The 20,216-nt window shown below is 39.4% G+C and carries 13 protein-coding genes and 1 tRNA gene; 2 read left to right on the top strand and 12 right to left on the bottom strand.

Annotated features, from left to right (window positions below; genetic code table 11):
* Positions 1-8: 8 nt before the first annotated feature.
* Both DRW42_RS15965 and DRW42_RS15970 read right to left on the bottom strand, forming a co-directional pair.
* Positions 9-242 carry a hypothetical protein gene (locus tag DRW42_RS15965; RefSeq protein ID WP_113949834.1) on the bottom strand — a complete coding sequence of 78 codons (234 nt, stop codon included), beginning with the start codon at positions 240-242 and terminating at the stop codon, positions 9-11.
* A gap of 59 nt (positions 243-301) precedes the next feature.
* Positions 302-374, bottom strand: a tRNA-Lys gene (locus DRW42_RS15970).
* Positions 375-771: 397 nt separating this feature from the next.
* Here DRW42_RS15970 and DRW42_RS15975 point away from each other — a divergent pair.
* Positions 772-1,404 carry a Crp/Fnr family transcriptional regulator gene (locus DRW42_RS15975; protein ID WP_113949835.1) on the top strand — a complete coding sequence of 211 codons (633 nt, stop codon included), beginning with the start codon at positions 772-774 and terminating at the stop codon, positions 1,402-1,404.
* Positions 1,405-1,764: 360 nt separating this feature from the next.
* On the opposite strand, the gene DRW42_RS15980 is transcribed toward DRW42_RS15975, so the two are convergent.
* Positions 1,765-5,643, bottom strand: a complete 3,879-nt coding sequence (locus DRW42_RS15980) for a TIM-barrel domain-containing protein (protein ID WP_113949836.1) — start codon at positions 5,641-5,643, stop codon at positions 1,765-1,767.
* 693 nt (positions 5,644-6,336) lie between these two features.
* Between DRW42_RS15980 and DRW42_RS15990 the strand changes: the two genes are divergently transcribed.
* A complete protein-coding gene (locus DRW42_RS15990; protein WP_113949838.1) occupies positions 6,337-6,708 on the top strand; it encodes a response regulator in 372 nt (123 codons plus the stop codon).
* Positions 6,709-7,049: 341 nt separating this feature from the next.
* On the opposite strand, the gene DRW42_RS15995 is transcribed toward DRW42_RS15990, so the two are convergent.
* The 9 genes from DRW42_RS15995 to DRW42_RS16035 form a co-directional block, all read right to left on the bottom strand.
* Positions 7,050-7,805, bottom strand: a complete 756-nt coding sequence (locus DRW42_RS15995; protein WP_244215297.1) for an NIPSNAP family protein — start codon at positions 7,803-7,805, stop codon at positions 7,050-7,052.
* Positions 7,806-9,507: 1,702 nt separating this feature from the next.
* Positions 9,508-10,398 (bottom strand): AraC family transcriptional regulator, encoded by an 891-nt coding sequence (locus DRW42_RS16005; RefSeq protein WP_113949840.1) that lies wholly within the window; start codon positions 10,396-10,398, stop codon positions 9,508-9,510.
* A gap of 224 nt (positions 10,399-10,622) precedes the next feature.
* Positions 10,623-11,864 (bottom strand): NAD(P)/FAD-dependent oxidoreductase, encoded by a 1,242-nt coding sequence (locus DRW42_RS16010; protein ID WP_113949841.1) that lies wholly within the window; start codon positions 11,862-11,864, stop codon positions 10,623-10,625.
* A 30-nt stretch (positions 11,865-11,894) separates the two neighbouring features.
* Entirely contained in the window at positions 11,895-12,896 is a 1,002-nt protein-coding gene (locus DRW42_RS16015; protein WP_113949842.1) for a 4-hydroxyproline epimerase, read from the bottom strand.
* Positions 12,889-14,475, bottom strand: a complete 1,587-nt coding sequence (locus tag DRW42_RS16020; RefSeq protein WP_113949843.1) for an aldehyde dehydrogenase (NADP(+)) — start codon at positions 14,473-14,475, stop codon at positions 12,889-12,891. The genes DRW42_RS16015 and DRW42_RS16020 overlap by 8 nt, the downstream gene beginning before the upstream one ends.
* A 15-nt stretch (positions 14,476-14,490) precedes the next feature.
* Positions 14,491-15,009, bottom strand: a complete 519-nt coding sequence (locus DRW42_RS29315) for a dihydrodipicolinate synthase family protein (RefSeq protein WP_244215298.1) — start codon at positions 15,007-15,009, stop codon at positions 14,491-14,493.
* Complete coding sequence (locus DRW42_RS29320; protein WP_244215299.1) at positions 14,963-15,409, bottom strand: dihydrodipicolinate synthase family protein; 447 nt, start codon at positions 15,407-15,409, stop codon at positions 14,963-14,965. The genes DRW42_RS29315 and DRW42_RS29320 overlap by 47 nt, the downstream gene beginning before the upstream one ends.
* 969 nt (positions 15,410-16,378) lie before the next feature.
* Positions 16,379-17,776, bottom strand: a complete 1,398-nt coding sequence (locus tag DRW42_RS16030; protein ID WP_113949844.1) for an aminopeptidase P family protein — start codon at positions 17,774-17,776, stop codon at positions 16,379-16,381.
* A gap of 586 nt (positions 17,777-18,362) precedes the next feature.
* Entirely contained in the window at positions 18,363-20,138 is a 1,776-nt protein-coding gene (locus tag DRW42_RS16035; protein ID WP_113949845.1) for an aminopeptidase P family protein, read from the bottom strand.
* Between the last annotated feature and the right edge of the window lie 78 nt (positions 20,139-20,216).

Here is a 20,216-nt window from a genome sequence, read left to right on the forward strand (position 1 = left end):
ATTTTCGTTTACTCATATTTCAAAGCCTCAACCGGATTGGCTTTTGCCGCTTTATATGCCTGGAAACCTACTGTTAAAAAGGCAATAGTTGTTGTGCCGGCAATCGAAATTAATATGATGAGAATGATAAAATCAAATTTTATTTTAAACCGGGAATAAAACAAAAAAGCTCCACATTTCTGTGAAGCTTTCTGTGATCCCGCTGGGATTTCCCGAAGAAAAATCGGGATCCTACTTCTCATCCCATTTTTTTTGGCAAAAAAAATGCGAACATTTTCATGTTCGCATCTGGATCAATCTGTGATCCCGCTGGGATTCGAACCCAGGACCACTACATTAAAAGTGTAATGCTCTACCAGCTGAGCTACGGAATCATTTATCCCCCTTGCAGGGCTGCAAAGATAGAAATTAAATCTATTTGCGCAAAGAATAAACACAATATATTTAATAAAAAATTAACACTAATTAAATAAAACAGGCTTAAATCTTTATGGTTCAAAATGTTAAACGATATAAAAAAAAATCGTTTTTAAATTAGTTTTTTATCTACTTTGTATTTGAATTAAACAAAACTGTAAAACAATTATGTTTTTAACCTCTACGAACCTTTTGATGTATGCTTTTCCCGATTAAACAATTACCCTCCACAAAACAGTTTTAGTATAAATTATTAAGCTCTCCATTAACATTCCTAAAAGTTGTTAATCAGCCTGACCATTTTTTTATTCTTTTTATTATTTTCATTTTTACATATACGCAGAAGTTTCCCCAATGAATATTGAAAATATTTATGGTGAAGATAAATGGGTTGCATTTGGTGGTTTTTCGCCACTGATAACAGTCTTTAAATCTTACCATCCACTTAGTCCCGAAATTGAAAACATTATTAATACCTATACCTTCCCTGTTCGTTTTGGAAAGAATAAACACATTGCATCGCCCTTAAAACAGAACCGTTACATTTACCTTATCCTTGAAGGCGCAGTACATGGTTATCTTAAAATGGGGAATAAAAAAATTACCACGTGGATTGTTGCAGAAAATGAACTGGCAGGAACTATCCGGAATTTGTGGGAAAATGAAACATCTGATGAATATATCGAAACCATCGATCCTGTGTTTGCGATTGCCATCCCCCACGAAATGTCGAAACTACTTTATGAGAATTTCCCCATCGCAAACTATGTTGGCCGTAAAATGACGGAAATTTATTTTCAGGGTGCAACAGAAAGGGCTTATATCTGCAGGTTACCAACTGCTTTAAAACGTTATAAACGCTTTTTAGTCTCCTATCCACATCTGATTAACCGGGTACCGCTCAAATATGTTGCATCGTTCATCGGCATGAGGCTGGAAACACTGAGCAGAATCAGAAAACAGACATTAACGGATGTCGTTAAATAATTTCATCACGTCTATTTGTTCTAAAATGAAAAACGACGTTGTATTACAATCGTATTTTCTTTAATAATTTGTTACGTTGAGCCTATCGAAATGCCAGATACAATGTTAGGGCGGGTCCTTCGACAGGCTACCATTGACAGACTCCAATAAAAAACTCGTCATCTCGACCGGAGCAAAGCGAAGCGGAGAGATCTACCTCGAGATAGATTTTGCTTCGCAGAGCCTACGGGTTCTCGACTACGTTGCACTCCGCTCGAAATGACGGTATTTTTTAAGGAGTTACTCGTTAACTTATCTGTCAATAATATTGATTTTTATACAATAAATTATTCCTCAGCATGACAATTTTATATTTGTTTACTAAAACTTAAAGGTATTCAGGTCTTTATCAACTAACAGTCCATCTTTAATTTTCAGGTTAAACTGAAGTTTATGTTTCGCTTTTAGTTTCAGGATAAATAAATCGTTTGTTCCGCTTAATGTTTCTTTATTACCAACGTTTACAAAAGTTGGATATAATACCTTATCGCCGTTGGTGTGTAAACGATCATTGGTAAGGTTGTCCATCTGCTTTACATTTAAAGCCTGCACACTCACAAAATCATAATCCTGAGCATTGTAAGGCAGGGCAAAGCTTAATGCATTTACCGATTTAAGGTTGATTCCTTTGACCTTTATCTCAATTATTTCATCCTTATTATATGCCTGTTTAGCCGTGCTGATTTCCAATTTGCCGGCAACTTTGTCAATTTTAGTGTCTTTTACACCTCCATCCAGCTGGGTAGCCACCACAGAAACATCGTAGGCATCAATCAGGTTGTTTTTATTGATATCGCCATTACTGATGTAACCTTCAAAATCGGCATCACCTTTCCGCAAACCGGTATAATTGATATAAGAAGTTAAATCGTTCCGGTCAATCAAACGGTCGTTATTGATATCACCCGGCAAATAACTTTCGGTACCGGGAACTTTGAATACATATAATTCGCGTCCTGATCCAAAGCCACCTACCCCATCGGCAACTGCAATTTTGATGTAACGTGCACTAGGATGAGCTGCAAAATTGAATATTTTAACATCGCCATTATTTGCCCATTCAAAAGTTCCGGCTTCAGTCCAGCTTTCTTTATTGTTGCCGTAAAACACCTTTCCTTTGAGCAATATCCCATTCCCTCTTCCGCTGCGTGGCAAATAATGGAATTTATCCAGCTGGTTGATTGATTTAAGATCGATTACCATATCAAACGGCACCGATTTTGCACCCCATTTGGTATGCCATATATTACCTTCGTCAAAATCGAATAATTTATCGATGCCTTCTCCACCCTGATTTTCGGCTGTGGTTTCGGCAACAATCCCTTGAATGGCAAATTCAAGCGGGTTCGATTTGGTAACTGCATTAATTTCGGTCCAGTCTGAATAACCCTCTTTATTAGCTGCACGCAATTTAAATGTGTACGAAGTTTCGGGTGATAAAGCCTCAAACAACAATGCCGTATCGCGGATGGTGGTGTAATGCATTCCATTAAAATCAATCTCGTAAAAATCGGCATTATCTACCTTTTTCCATGTTGGCGTAAGTGTATAAGCTTCCCTGTTTTTATCAGAAATACCAGCGCTGAGTGGCGCTGTTAATTTACCCGTTGAGATACGTTGTTTATCTGCAGGGTTGAATTTAAATCCTTCTATGGTAACGGTAACAGGGTTTAAAGTGATATCTGTTGCCTGTATTTTAACCAGTACCTGAGGATTTTTAGTCATCACCACCTTTTCAAAATCACTTCCTTTTGTGGCAAAGCGGTTTAAATCCGGAGCAGCATCGTAAAAATACACGTTACTTTGTTTAAAAAATTCATCCTTCGTATTTACCTCAGTGAGTCGAATTTTATCCTTTCCGATTTTTGCAGTTAGTTTTTTAGGTTTTCCAGTTACATTTACCACCAGTTCGGTTGTTTTCTCTTTCACAAAACCTTCGAAATCGCCTTTAGTGGCATTAATGGTAACAATTGCATTATTTTTCTCATCGAGTGTTGATTCGATCAGGGTTGAAGCACCTTTCCCCACTTTGTAGGCTTCTGTAATGCCATCATCGTCGTATTCGGTGAAAGTAGTTTTGCCAAAAGGATAAAGCTCGTAAATCCGGTTTGTTTTATTGATTTCAGAAACATTGTTGTTTGGATTTGCCATTGGAATAATGGCTCCATTTTTCACAAAAACAGGTAATTTCCAGATGGGCGCATCAAAACTGTTGAGAATGCTGTTGCCGGCGTATTTTTCACCTGTAAAATAATCGATCCAGCTTCCTTCCGGCAGGTAAATGCCATTGCGGATGTCACTTCCTTTATCATCAGATTTAGTGGACTGATAAATTGGTGCCACTAAAAACGACGGACCATACAAATATTGATATTGCGTAGAAATTCCCTTTGTATAAGCATTTGGATACTCAAGGAACATGGCCCTGATGATTGGTAAGCCTGTTAATGCTTCTTTTGCAACGCTGTATGTGTAAGGAATGAGTTCTGATTTCAATTTTAGGTAATTCCGGTTGATAGACGCTACAGGTTCGCCCAAAGCATGTGGATATTTTTCGTTTGCGCCCCATCCGTCCATGTTTAATTGCATTGGAGTAAAGGTTTTCCACTGAAAATCGCGTGTATTGATCACCAGATTTTTGCCTCCAAAAATGCCATCCATATCAGAAGTAATATTAGGCTGACCGGATAAACCTGAACCTAAATAAGTGGGAATGTGGAAACGGATATATTCCCAAACACCACCAGTTTGATCGCCCGACCAGATGCCCGCGTATCGCTGCGTGCCCGCCCAGCCATCCAACGAAATAATAAAAGGCCTGCTGCTATTGCCATAATAAGGCATAATCTGGCCAACATCAGCCACCCCGTTTAAGCCGAAAGAGTAACCTGCTCCAACCCATGCTACATCAGTTTTTAAAACACGAACACCGGCATCCCTGGCTTCTTTAATAATATCGCGTTGCAGCAATGCACTGATACCTGATTTTGGATGCAGATCTGATTGCGTCCATAAACCTATCTCTACACCATTTTTACGTGCATAATCGCCAAATTCTTTTAAATTCTGAATGTTGCCATCCAAAGTTTCGGTTTGCCCGTAACCTGCACCATAACCATCGTTAGGGAGTACCCAGCCCAAAGGCATATCGTGTTTTTTGTATCGATCGATCACCGCCCGTGCAGAAAACTGGTAATTGTTTTTTTCGCCGTTAAGCGATTCTTTTATGCCTCCATTATCTTTCTGGCTTTCCCTGTAACGCTTACCATCTTCGAATAATGTTCCTTTTTCATCCTCTTTCCAGAAATCGCGGTTATAGGCGTTTAAATGTCCTTCATAAAAACCGAATTTTGGCAACAATACTGGATTTCCGGTAAGCTGATAAAAATCGTTTAATAATGCTACAGCACCATCATTTACCATAAAAAAGGCATCCAGATAATCGCTTTCGTGTGCCAGTTTCACTAAACCTTTCTCTTTAGCGCCAAAATTGTAATTTCCTTTACTAAAGGTATACCACATTACAGCATAACCATTGGTAGACCAGTAATACGGTGTTGGGGAGGCTACACCACCGTCCGTCCAGCTGTTTTGGTTTTCAATAGAAATGGCTTTCCCTTTATGCGAGAAACGGCCATTTTGTACACCCCCACCGTAAAAATACTCTTCGGGGTTTTCTTTTAAGGAAACAGTTACCTTTCCTTTTTCAAATTGAACAGGCGCCAATTCTTCTGCAACTACTTTCTGGGTAGCCAGATTGATGATTTTAATCAGTGAGGTATTTTTATCGATTAATACGGTAATTTTTGAAGTGGAAATAAATAATTGATTATTCTCATCTTTCAGTTCTAATTTCGAAACTGATCTGCGCGGATTTTCTACCAAAATTCTGGCTTCGGGTTTTGCTTCAGGATCGCGGATGAAACCGCCTGTAGGGTCTTCGAACAGACGGAAAATATTATCTCCATAAAAATCCAGCATTAAGCGTTGATTGTCGGAAAGCAGCAGTTCTACTGTTGTAGTGTTGATTTTTTTAACGCCCGTCACTTTTATGCCTTTTTGAGCGACAGCACTTGTTTTCTGTGCGGTTTCCTGAGCTGACGTAAATAAGGGAAAGCTTAGCGAAAGAAAAGCAGATGCTAAAATTGCTTTTCTAATAATTAAAGTTCCAAAAGTTTTTTGAAGAGAATGCAGGATCATTAATGGTTTGATTTGGTTATATTTTTATTCAGGCCGGCCAATTGTTATAGCTGCTTTTTGATAAAGTTAGTAAACAGAGGTAAGGAAATGGTCTGTTTTTAGGGCCAAATACCGCGCAATCGTTTGTCTATCTGATTTTTTACCTGGTTAGTTGGTTTATTGGGCACTGGTCATTGGTCTTTTGTGAATTAGTCATTGGTCATTAGTTTAAGACTTATCCATTACTACATCATCCATTTTCTAACCATAAAGAAATTAAGGACATTAAGGTTTTACGCCAGATATTAATCCATCGCTTTTGGTTATTAACCAGTCTCCATCATCCATTTTACATTTTCCATCTTCCCTTTTACATTATCCCTTTTACATGATTTAAAATCATACAGTATTGGATACATTTCTGGTTGAGCAACACGCATTTTGTCACAAAAACAAGAGTTAGTGAGAAATATTAAATGGATTTTGTGTAAAAAAATTAAAACAATTCCAGTCGATATGCATTTCGGGAGAAAGAAAATAAATTGATCGATTAAAAAAAAAACTGTTATTGAGTTAAAAAAACAATGTTTTAACTGCATTTTAGGGCTTCGCCTAAAACAAAGGGTTATTAATTACACATTCTGCCAAAAATGATCCATAAATTAATAGCATAGCTGTGGCAGGCATTTTGCATAGTGCAGCAAAACAACTATAATGAACTTTCCAATTTCTCAACCTTATAGCTGCGTAATTATTGACGACAGCCGCATGAGCAAACCACTTTTCGAAAATTTTGTTTCCAAAATAGATAAACTTGAACTTAAAGGCAGCTTTACAGATAAAGTAGATGCGATGGCAGCCTTTTGGACTTTCGGTAAAATTGATTTTCTTTTTTTAGATGTACAAATGGATATGTCGGGTTTGGATGTGGCAAGAATGCTCAAAAACAGTGTAAAATATGTGGTTATCTTAGGTGCGCAGGGAAGTCAGGCTATTGATGCTTTTGCCAATAATTGTATGTTTTTAGCTAAACCATTGGATTTTACGAAATTCTCAAACATTATTGAGCAAATGATTTCTATTTAATATTAAGCGATGAGGTGATTTATAGCAAAGGCATTAAGGCCGATAATCAGTTTTCAATTAACAGTTTCCGGCACAATCTCTAAAGAAATGCTCCTTCTTAGATCCTGAAACAAGTTCAGGAGGACGGCTTGCGGGACTGACAAATGAATGAACAATGACCAATTCACCAATGACCAATTTACCAGTGACCAAATAACCAATGACCAATGACCAATTCCCCAATGACCAGTTAACCAATGACCAGTTAACTAATGACCAATTTACCAATGACCAGTTAACTAATAACCAATGACCAGTTCACCAATTCACCAATGACTAATGACCAATTAACCTATCAATCCCTAGATATCGGAGTAATCTGTTGGAACCACGAATTTGGTATCGTTTTTAGAAACATTGTGCTGGTACTCGGGCATGGCAGAAAGTTTTTTCCAGTAATCATCTGCTGAGAAAGCTTTCCAGTGAGCATCTCTATCTGCCTTGTTTTCGAAAGTGGTGAGGTACATGAGGTTAGGCATACGGCTGCCTGAAATTACTTCAGCATAAAATACAGCATTAAAATTCAGGCGTTTAAACAAGCCTATTTCATCGCCTTTGTTAAACATCTGTAACTTATTTTGGTAATATTTCTCCGTAGGCGATTCGTAACTCCTCAATTCATATACCCGCTCTTTCATTGGTGATTTTAAGTTGGGTAGCATAAACTTAGGGGCGTCTTCAAATGCTTTTAGAATGATAGATTCCAAACGTTCGTAAGGGGCATCGGTATATACCGCATCTAAATATGTTTTCCCCTCGCTAATATATTGCTGATCACCGGCGAGTTTCTTCTCGAGATCTAAAACCCCGTTTAACGACTTTAAGGGAATAAACACATAGATCAATTTTTCTGGAACAGCGGTTTGATCACTCACTAGTGGCTTAAATACCCCAACCTTTGTAACGCCCGAGCGGTGTAAGGCGGGTAAATAAGCTTTTTGCAAATAATCATCCACCGTTTTCTCCTGTGCATCGGTTTTTAAATGATAAATCTTAATCTGGTAAAACTCCTGTTTTGAAGCATTGGCCACTAAAGCAGTAGATAATAAAACAAACAAAAACAGGGCTGATTTTTTAATTCTTAGCAACATATTAAAAGATAATTAGCGGGAATATTATTGTGTACCAAAGTAAGGATTTATTTTTAAGGTATAACCGGGATCAGGATTAGTTCATAATATTTTTACCTATATATAGTGAATAACATTAAGGGTTAATTATCAGGATAAAACGTCACTTTTATCGATATGGTTAAAATCAGACTGCCTGGGTGAGTTAAAATATAAATGATTTATTCACCATTGGCTCTTTTTTAGCAAAATTGAATCTGAACATGGATAAATCAAGGCTATTTGATGCTCTAGAATTATGTTTTAGACCTAATTTCTATCGTTTATGACAAAAATGATGTGATTTCGATCTTCAGAAGATCTGTTTGATACTTAATAAGTTCGACACCGAGCTTAATAAGTATCAACGAGGGTGAAATAAGTTCCAAACCGAACTTAATTGGTTCCAACGACGGTAAAATAAGTATCAACGAGGGTGAAATAAGTTCCAAACCGAGCTTATTTAGTTCCAATGAGGGTAAAATAAGTATCAACGAGGGTGAAATAAGTTCCAAACCGAGCTTATTTAGTTCCAATGAGGGTAAAATAAGTATCAACGAGGGTGAAATAAGTTCCAAACCGAGCTTATTTAGTTCCAATGAGGGTAAAATAAGTATCAACGAGGGTGAAATAAGTTCCAAACCGAGCTTATTTAGTTCCAACGAGGGTGAAATAAGTATCAATGAGGGTAAAATAAGTATCAACGAGGGTGAAATAAGTGTCAACGAGGGTGAAATAAGTATCAAACCGAGTTTAATTTAGCCAGTTTTCAATTAGCAATGACCAATGAATGAATGATTGAATGAATGAATGAATGGCCTATGAACCAGTTTTCAATTTGCAGTTGAATCAATAAATATCCCTGGAGCCTTAATGTTCTTAATTTCTTAATGGTCAGAAGATAAATGAACGACTTGTTGCAAAATCCTTCGACTCTGCTCAGGATGACAACAGTTGCGGTAATCAGTTCCCAGTTGGAAGTTTACAGTTAACAATGACCAATAAATTAATGAATGATTGACTGAATGAATGAATGACCTATGAACCCGTTTTCAGTTGGCAGTTGAATGAATAAATATCCTTGGAGCCATAATGTTCTTAATTTCTTAATGGTCAGAAGATAGATGAACGACTTGTTGCAAAAGATCCTTCGATTACGCTCAGGATGACAACAGCTGCGGTAATCAGTTCCCAGTTGGCAGTTAACAATGACCAATGAATGAATGAATAAATGAATGGATGAATGAATGGATGACCTGTGAACCAGTTTTCAGTTGGCAGTTACCCCCCTGAGCGTAACCTGTCCCAAACATTCGGGGGCCGAAAGGGTAAACAGTTAACCAATTTGCAGTTGAATCAATAAATATCCTTGGAGCCTCAATGTTCTTAATTTCTTAATGGTCAGAAGATAGATGAACGACTTGTTGCAAAATCCTTCGACTCCGCTCAGGATGACAACAGCTGCGGTAATCAGTTTCCAGTTGGAAGTTTACAGTTAGCAATTAGGAATGAATGAACCAGTTTTCAGTTGGCAGTCAACAATTTAACAATCATACAATTTAACAATAGTATTATCACACTTAACCTGTTTTCAATCAACAACGAACAAATGACCAACTAACCAATGAACCAACGACCAATGACCAATGAACTAATTCACCCGGCTCACACTATTGTACGTATCGATGTAGGCCCTTGGAGACTGACCGATAATACTTTTAAACACCCTGTTAAAATTGGTAATACTATTAAAACCGGCTTTATATGCCACGCCTGAAATGCAATCGGCCTTTTCTCCGGCAATGAGGCTTTTACAGGCATCGTTAATCCTAACTTCGTTTAAAAAAGAAATAAAAGTATGGCCTGTGTGTTTTTTAAAATAACGGCAAAAGGCTTGCGGAGTCATAAAAGCGGTATTGGCCACATCTTCTAAAGAGATCTGGTTATTGTAGTTTTCGGTGATAAAATTGATGATTTTACTTAAACGCATGCCTTCATTTTCGCTGAAATTAGAAGAATAGAGATCAGAACAGAGCGACTCTACGTTTTCGTTCAGATCCTGCAGGCCATTAACCAATTTCAGAAAGTTAAATACAACATCAACCCCGGATGCCTGGTGAACATTAAAAATTTTGGGAATTAAATTTTTGGCAAAACCATAGGGAACTTTAAAACCATGTTTGTTTTTAGCCAGAAAAGCATTCACCATTTTCATCTCCGGGAGATTAAACAAAGAAGCCAGAATACCATTGGGATTAAAGTAAACCGAACAGGCTTTAATGGTTTTATTGCTATCGGCCGAAAAATACTCTGGATTACTTTTAAATAAATGCGGAAGTTTTGCACCAATTACAAAAATATCGCCTGAACGGAAAGCATGCATGTCGTTACCGGCAATTAATGTTCCTTCACCGCTTTCTACATAAGTAATCTGCCATTCATCGTGCCTGTGCAGGTACTGATAAAAATAAGGCAGTTCGATGTGCTCGGATATTACACTTTTATCGTCGGGCACAAGCAGGGTAAATGGTAATACTTTCATGGTTTGGTTAATTTCAGCTTATCGACTACAAGTTGAATTTAACGATATTAACTCAAAACGCATAATAAAACGTAAATAAGGTTAAAATACTACCATTATCTGGTAATATTTAAAGAAAAACCGGTCAAGAGCTCTACAATTTGACCTTCTTAAATTGAACACCAAAGAAGTCAAGTTTTTAGTTCCCTGTTGAATACAACAATTTATACAAACTTGACTTCTTTTTATCGCGACACAGCAAAAGGTTTCAATTCCAACTCAGTAACTGCCTCATCAATGATCTGACTCACAAGCAATCCGGTTGCGGGGCCTAAACTCAGTCCCATCATCCCATGCCCTGTGGCTATAACCAGATTTTCTCTCTTTTCGCTTCTGCCGATATAGGGTAAACCATCGGGAGAGGATGGACGGAAACCATACCAGATTTCTTTTTCGGCAGGAAGTGCAGGTTTTAAATCCGGAAAATAGGCCGGCACCGATTCTACAATACCTTTAACCCGCTGCATATTGATCCTGTTATTGATCTTATCCAGCTCCATCGTTCCACCATACCTGATCTGCCCGTTCATAGGCGTTATGGCTACCCTGGCCTCGCATAATAATGCAGGTATGGTTAACCGGTTTTGCGGTTCGGGTTCCATAAAAGAATAACCTTTGCCGGGCATTAAGGAAATTTTAACACCAGCCATTTTTGCTACGGCCGGCGACCATGAACCAGTGGCAACTACATATTGATCGGCCTCCCAGGCTTCGGTACCGCTAAAAACTTTCATTATCCGGTTACCAGTCACCTCAATTTTATCTACTTCTTTTCGGCGTTCAATTTTTACACCGTTATCAGTTAAATATTTGAGCAGGGCATTCATCAGTTTGGCTGGATAGAGGTGTGCGTCACAACGATAATGTACGGCACCCAGCACATCCAGTTTTAAATCAGGCTGTAAGGCCTGGCATTGTGCTGCCGATAATACAGCCATATCAAGACCTAATTCGATGGCTTTGGCGGCTAAATGGGCTTCTTCTTCGCCTGCTTTTTCTGTTTTATAAAAAGCCAGAATACCCTTAGGGCTGAGCTCGAATTCAAATTCGGGCTCTTTCGCTAAATCCTGGTATAACTTTTTGCTGAGCAGGGAAAGATCGCGCAGAGGTACAGCAGACTGGTTAACATGTTTTGCAGTGGCGTGTTTCATAAACTTTAACCCCCAGTTAACAAGACCTGCATTTAATGAAGGTCGAACATAAAACGGGCTTTTGCTATTGAACATCCACCTGATGCCCTGTTTAATCATTCCTGGCGCGGCCAGAGGTACAAAATGGCTCGGCACAATCATCCCTGCGTTACCAAAAGAGCAGTTATCGGTAATATCGCCCTTGTCTAAAACAGTAACTTCATAACCTTTTTTCTGCAGGTAATAGGCAGAAGTTAAACCCACAATCCCACCACCAATAATTAATACCTTCGACATTCTTTTAATTTAAATTACTTTAAAAACTGATTAAATCACCTGAAACCCGTGCGCATAAGGATCATCTTCTGCATCGATTTTTATGGTATTATAACCAAATACTTTTGCCCAGCCCTCTACACTTGGAATAATGGCTTTAATTCCGTTCAACTCTACTTCTTCTTCTACCCTGCCGGTAAACTTGCTACCAATAAAACTTTCGTGAATAAAATCTTCCCCCTTTTTTAATTTACCTTTGGCATGCCACTGCGCCATACGGGCAGATGTTCCGGTACCGCAGGGTGAGCGATCAATGGCTTTATCCCCATAAAAAACAGCATTTCGGGCAGTAGATGCAGGATCGATGGTTTTACCTGTCCACAAAACATGACTACAGCCGTTTATGGTCGGATCTAAAGGATGGATGAAAGTATATTTTTCATTAATGCGCTTGCGGATGGTCTGGCTCCAGGTAATCAACTGCGAAGCTGAATAATTTTCGAGCCCGGGAAAATTCTCCTGCGGATCCACTATTGCATAAAAATTGCCCCCATAAGCCACATCGAAGGTAAGCAAACCCAAATCCGGGCATTCGACCTGAAGATTTTCAGCAGCCAGGTAAGAAGCCACATTTTTAAGTTTAACCGATTTAACCTTTTTTCCTTCCTGTTTATACTCGATCAATACCAATCCGGCTGGCGCTTCCATCCTGATTTTACCAGGTACTTTTGGCTGAATCAGTCCTTCTTCTATTGCAATGGTAATGGTGCCAATGGTGCCATGACCGCACATGGGTAAACAACCGCTGGTTTCGATAAAAAGTACAGCTACATCGTTGGCAGGATCGTGTGGTGGATAGAGAATACTGCCCGACATCATATCATGGCCACGAGGTTCGAACATTAAACCAGTTCTGATCCAATCGTATTCCTTAAGAAAATGCTGGCGTTTTTCGCTCATATTGGCACCAATCAGTTGCGGGCCACCACCGGCCACCAGCCTAACCGGATTTCCGCAGGTATGTGCATCTACACAAAAAAAGCTTTTACTCATGGGACTTTGTTGTTTTTTGATTTACTGTTCTATAGATACCAAGGGGATTTCCGTCTTTCAGCTCATCTGGCAATAATTCCTGCTCCCAATCCTGATAGGCTAATGGCCGTACAAAACGGTTGATGGCTGTAGATCCTACAGAAGTGAAACGGCTATCGCTGCTTGCCGGAAAAGGGCCGCCGTGCTGCATGGCTGCACAAACTTCTACACCAGTTGGTACACCATTTAAAATAATCCTCCCGGTTTTATCGCTGAGTTTATTTATCAGGCCCTGATAATGCTGAAGCTCCTGTTTTTCGGCCATTAAGGTTACGGTGAGTTGTCCTTCCAATACGTCAATGGTTTTTTCGAGTTCTTCCATATCATCCGCCACAACCAAAAGGGAATAAGGTCCGAAAATTTCTTCGCGGAGTTTTGGATTTGCGATGAAATCATTGGCGCTTACCTGAGCGATTTTTGCCTGAGATTGATTTTTTAGATCGTTATTGATCAGCTTTGAAACTGCGATAACTTCAACTCCTGCTTCATCAATTATCTGAGCAGAAAGCTTTGCGAAATTATCGGCAATCCCACCAGTAAGCATAGTTGCAGGTGGAACAACAGCGATGGCTTCTTGTAAATAATTTTTAAAATTTTCTAACGCCGGAGATTTAACTGCCAGCAGTAAACCGGGGTTGGTACAAAACTGACCCGCACCTAAAGTAACCGATGCAGCGTATTTTTTAGCCAGTTCTTCTGCCTGGTTTGCTAAAGCTTGAGGCAGAAAAACAATAGGATTGATGCTGCCCATCTCAGCAAAAACAGGGATAGGCTGTTTCCGTTGCTGTGCAAGATTGATCAATGCCATCCCCCCTTTAAAAGAACCCGTAAAAGCTACTGCTTTTGTTAGTGGATGCTGAACCAAGGCAGCACCCACAGCATAAGCATCATCATATAACATCGAAAAAATACCTTTTGGCACACCTGTTTTTTCAATGGCTTTTATGATCGCAGCGGCAACTAAAGCGCTCGTACCATAATGTGCCGGATGTGCCTTTACAATTACAGGGCAGCCTGCAGCAAGCGCCGAAGCGGTATCGCCACCAGCAACAGAAAAGGCCAGAGGAAAATTACTAGCACCAAACACCACTACCGGGCCAATGGGGACCAGCATCCGCCTGATATCGGGCTTTGGTAAGGGTTGTCTTTCAGGTAAAGCAGTATCAATTATCGCGTCCACCCAAGAGCCTTCTGCAACCAGATTGGCAAACAATCTTAACTGTCCGGTAGTGCGGCCCAACTCACCCTGTAAACGCCCTAAGGGCAAAGCACTTTCTGCCGAGGCCCTGTTAACCAACACTTCGCCTATAGTGGTAATTTCGTCGGCAATGGCATTTAAAAAAGCTGCTTTTTGATCTTTATTCAGATTTCTATATTCATAAAAAGCTTGATTTGCAGCATGTAAAGCATCCTCAATATCACTTTCGTTTGCTTTAAAAAACTCACCTTCAAGTGTTAAACCTGTTGCCGGATTAATTGCTTTCAGACTTTTTCCTTCAGTTTCTACGTAGCTACAGGCAGCAATATTTCTTCCATCCATATTTTGCTGTTTAAACTACTTGCCCCAGCTCCCTGCCGGCAATTGCGGACGGGCAGCCAATGCATCATTGATAATTTTTAATACTTTTTCCCTTTCAGCCCCACTCACCGGTAAACGTGGTGCACGAACGGCTTCGGTTCCCAGTCCCGTAGCTACTTCAGCCAGTTTGATGTACTGTACCAGTTTCGGGTGTATGTCGAGTTCCAAAACAGGTAAAAACCAGCGGTAAATGGTAAGGGCTTCGGCAATACGGTTTTGTTTGATCAGCCTGAAAATCGCTACAGTTTCTTTGGGAAAAGCATCAACCAAGCCAGCAACCCAGCCATCTGCCCCCATTACGATACTTTCCATTGCCAGGGGATCTACACCGGTAAAGATTTTAAAACGATCGCCAAAACGGTTGATCAAACGGGTAACATTTGAAACGTCCCTTGTTGATTCTTTTATGGCCTGGATATTCTCATATTTTGTTAAAACTTCAAACATATCAAGCGTAACCTCGATTTTGTAGTCGACAGGATTGTTGTAAATCATAATCGGCAGCTGTGTACTTTCTGCAAATGGCTCCAAAAAAGGCGAGCGTTTCATCGGGTGCAGCATTATAACGCATAGGGGGCAATAACATGAGTCCGTTTGCGCCAAGCGATTCTGCTTTTTTAGCCGCTTCTATCGCCTTTTTGGTAGTTGCCTCTGCAATGTTCAGTAAAACAGGAACGCGTCCGTTAACCAGGCTTAAAGTGTGTGAGAGCAAGCCGAATTTTTCTTCATCGCTAAGTACGCTTGCTTCGCCAAGCGATCCCCCCAAAATAATGCCTTCTGCACCTGCTTCTAATTGTGCTTCGATGTTTAAATCGAAGGCCTCAAAATCCAATTCATCATTCGCTGTAAATTTCGTGGTTACAGCAGGGAAAACCCCGGTCCATTTAATACTCATGTATTCTTATAATTTTAATAATATGGTTAATAGAAGTTTTAATAAAACCATTAGTTTAACTGATCAGCGTATTATTTCAGCTGATCATTTTTAAATTACTTTTTCAAAAGTAGCAGATAAGGGCAAGCGGAGATCGTTGGATTTTAACCAATATCAGCCGTAAATAAGCCACTTAAAAAACAGGTAGGTAATGAAAGGAAACAATCAGGCAGAAATACCTAATGGTATCAAAGATAAGAGGCTTGATCATGGGATTACCAACCAGCTTAGATGTTCTCAGGTGACTAAGGTGGTCGAATTTAAACAGTAAAGATTTATTTTATTGACCACCTTAGACACCTTAACTCACCTGATTTTTACATCTTGAATAACATGCAAAAATCAATTAAATGAAATATCAACTTAAACAGCTCAGGTTAATTTATGGACCACCTTAGACACCTTAGCTCACCTGAATTTTACATCTTGAATAACATGCAATAATCAATCAAATGAAAATGGGCAGGTTAATTTATTGACCACCTGAGACACCTTAACTCACCTGAGTTTTACATCTTGAATAACACGCAATAAACAATCATATGAAAATGGGCAGGTTATTTTATTAACCACCTTAGACACCTTAGCTCACCTGAGTTTTACATCTTGAATAACATGCAATAAACAATCAAATGAAAATTGGCAGGTTAATTTATGGACCACCTTAGACACCTTAGCTCACCTGAGTTTTACATCTTGAATAACATGCTAAAATAACAGTTATGAGACATTCGATTACAAAAAAAGGTATTCTTTTGCAAAAATACCTTTTTAATCTGTCAGGTGGTTATACCATACTCCCACGAATAAAGGATAGGTGAAACAGCGATCGCTGTAAGATTGCTTTCCCGAAACCGGGACAGGCTTTCGGCTGAAAAAGCCTCATCGCAATAACGACTTCTTGTAACCTGACAGCAAGAATAATTTATTTTAATAAGCACCGCTTCTGATCGATTCGATTTCGTCGGTAGTTAATGCAAGGTGTTTGCCCAACATCCTGCTGCCATTTTCGGTAACCAGAAAATCGTCTTCCACCCTGATGCCGCTAAAGTTTCTGAACTGTTCCAGTTTATCATAATTGATGAATTCGGTAAATTGATTTGCCGCTTTCCAACGGTCGATTAATTCAGGAATGATGTAAACACCAGGCTCAACGGTTAATACGTACCCTGCTTCGAGCGCTTTGCCTAGTCGCAGTGATTTTAGACCAAACTGCGTAGTATTTTTCAATAAATCATCCGTATAACCCACATATTGTTCGCCCAAATCTTCCATATCGTGTACATCGAGGCCCATCATGTGGCCTGTTCCACACTGGAAAAACATGGCATGTGCTCCGGCCTGTACGGCATCGTCGACGTTTCCTTTCATCAAACCGATGTCCTTTAAGCCCTGAGCAAGCATTTTACAGGAAGCCAGATGGACATCCAAATACCTTACACCGGGCGCCAACAGGTTTTTAGCATGGGTATAGGCATTGAGCACAATATCGTAAACATCTTTTTGTTCGGCACTGAATTTCTTAGCTACCGGAAAAGTACGGGTAAGGTCGCCGGCATACCCCAAGGCTGTTTCTACTCCAGAATCGTTTAATACTAACTGGCCTTCACTGAGCAGGTTTCCATGGTAATGGTTATGGAGGATTTCGCCCCTAACCGTTAGTATCACCGGGTAGGCCAGATTGCCTCCGGCAGCTAAAGCTTCGCCCTGGATTTTGGCTGCAAGTTCGCGTTCGTACATCCCAGGTTTTGCCGTTTGCATTACCATTAAATGGATATCTGCCGAAACTGATGCAGCGCGATCAAGCTCTACTATTTCTTCAGCTGATTTAATTGAACGTTGTGAAACAACAGCTTTTATAAAAGAAAGCGATGACTGTTCTTTAAGCTGATCAATCGGAATGTTAAACCAGCTGGCGAGCTTAATTTTATTCTCCGGACGATATGGTGGTAAAAAGTGTACGGAGCGTTTTTTCTCCTGGTATTTTTTCAGATAAACATCAAGCTGATCTAAAGGCAATACTTTGGCTAAACCAGCATCAGCACTTTTTTCTGCCAGGGTTTTCTGCCTGCCCATCCAAACGATATCGTCAATGCCCATCTCGTTACCAAAAAGGATCGTTTCATTTTCATCTAAATCGATAATGGCTGCCACTGATGGTTCGCTGATTCCGAAATAATACAAAAACGTACTGTCCTGCCTGAAGTGATAGGTATTATCTTTATAATTCATCGGACTATCTTCGTTACCCAAAAAGAGTAATATTCCTGAATTTATTTTCGATTGTAAGGCGGAACGTCGTTGGAGGTAAACTTCTTTTTTAAACATAATAATAAGTGTTAAGCAAATATCCCAAAAGCCATTGTTATCCGTGTAAGATTTTACTCAATGGCTAAAATATGGGTGGTATCTGCAAATTATAAGTTAGATGATAAAAGTGAAAATAAATTTCTGTTATGCGAAAAATAAGGCCGAAATCTGACAAAAGTCGTCGATTTCAAAACCGTTTTGAGATTATTCTGAATATTATTTTAATTATTAAAAAGATAGATACTTTAAATTAAGTTTTTATTGATATAGAAAAGCTTAAATACTATGAATATTCTACATTAAAAGACTCATAATCAAAATTAAACAGAATCTATATTAATAATACTTCAGTATAAAATAATATATAAAACTGATTATCAGAATATAATAATATTTCAAAAACCAAAAACTTTGTTACAAGGCTCAAAAAAAATAAGTGTTTTCATCTCGATCGATTGCAACGAAGTAGAGAGATCCATCCCGAGATAGCTATCGGAGATGACGTTTTCCAGCTGGAATTGTCAATCCTGAGCGGAGTTGAAGGATCCATTCCACAGCGTTCCAGCAGAGATGACATTCTTTCTGTAGCGACTGCCTTTCTAGATTAAACAGCCTTACACTTCTCTTCCAGCCATTCGGCCTCCTCTACAGATAATAATGGTTGTAGCTGATCAAAAACCATCTGATTGTACTGATTTAACCAGCTTACCTGATATGTTTCCAGAAGCGATTTGTTTACGATTGTAGTATCGATAAAACATAAGGTCAGGGTTTCGAAGGTGAGAAAATCGCCAAATTCGGTACTACTGTGTGGAATGCATAAAACCAGGTTTTCAAGGCGTACACCGTGACTTCCCGGACGATAAATACCTGGTTCGATAGAATTTACCATCCCTGGCTTAAAGGCAATATCTATGTTAGCCGGACTAATGGTTTGAGGCCCTTCGTGTACATTCAGGAAGAAACCAATACCATGACCAGTACCATGACCAAAATTTATGGTATAATCCCAAAGTGGTTTTCTACAGATGGAATCAATCTGATAACCTTTTGTACCTGCCGGAAAAATCAGTTTAGAACCCTCAATTAGGCCTTTTAATACCAAGGTATAATCATCAGCTTGTTGCTGGCTATAATTTCCAACAGGCATTACCCTGGTAATATCGGTTGTACCATACCGGTACAGCCCTCCGGAATCAACCAGGAACAAACCATCACCAATAATTTCCTGATCGCTCTCCGGCGTAACGGTATAATGTGGCAGTGCACCATTAGCGTTATATCCGGCAATGGTGTTAAAACTCAGCCCAACAAAAGAAGCCTGTTCGGCCCTAAGTGCAGCCAGTTTCTCTGCTGCAGACCATTCGCTGATCTTTTCTTTCCCTAAATAGTCTTCCAACCACTTAAAGAATTTCGTTAGCGCAACACCATCATGCAGCATTGCTTTGCGGATATGACTGATTTCAGTTTCGTTCTTCTCACTTTTAAGATGCGTACTCGGGTTAATCCCGAAAATAATTTCATTGGTTTTAGGTAAAAGCTGGTAAAGGCCAAAACAGGTTCGTTTAGGATCAATAAAAACTGCGGCATCATTCGGAAGTAATGTTAATGCATTGCTTATTTCCAGGTATGGCAACAAACTTACGCCTTGCTGATTTAGTTGCTCCATATCATTTCCTGACAGCTTTTGCTCATCGATGAAAAGTTTTGCTTCGTTAGGTGTAATCAAAGCGAAACTTAATGCCACAGGATTATAATCTACATCTTTACCCCGAAGGTTAAACAGCCAGGCAATATCATCAAGAGATGAAATAAAATGATATTCGGCTCCATTTTGCTTTAAAGCAGCTCTTACCTGTACTATTTTTGCTGAAATGTTTAATCCTGCTGCAGCCTCATCAATTAAAAAGGCTTTCTCTGCGGGTAGCCCTACCCTATCTATCCAGATGCTGCTGATTAAATCTAAATCTGTTACGGATATTCCGTTCTGTTGAAGGCTATTTTTCAATTCCATCGCCAATGCCACTGTGATCAACTGGAAGTTAAAGCCAACTTTGGCGCCTTTTGGTAACACCTCATTCAACCAACTGATATATTCGGGCGTATGTGGCACTTTTAGTTTTACCAATTCATATCCCGTACCCTTCAATTGCGTTTCGGCCTGCGTAAAGTACCTGGAGTCTGTCCAGAGGCCGGCAAAATCATGGGTAATCACCAAAGTACCGGCCGAACCTGTAAAACCACAGGCAAAAGGGATGGCTTTATAATGCGCAGGCAGGTATTCGCTGATATGCGGATCGGCAGCAGTTATGATGTAAGCATCTATACCTTGAGCGGTCATTAACTCGCGTAACGCCTGCAATTTTTCTATATAGGTCATGTTGAGGAAGAATTGTTGTCGGTCAAATTTAAAACAATTCAAACCAACATAGAAAACCTCGCAATTTATTACCTTATA

It is taken from the genome of Pedobacter miscanthi, from assembly GCF_003315595.1.
GTDB lineage: Bacteria > Bacteroidota > Bacteroidia > Sphingobacteriales > Sphingobacteriaceae > Pedobacter > Pedobacter miscanthi.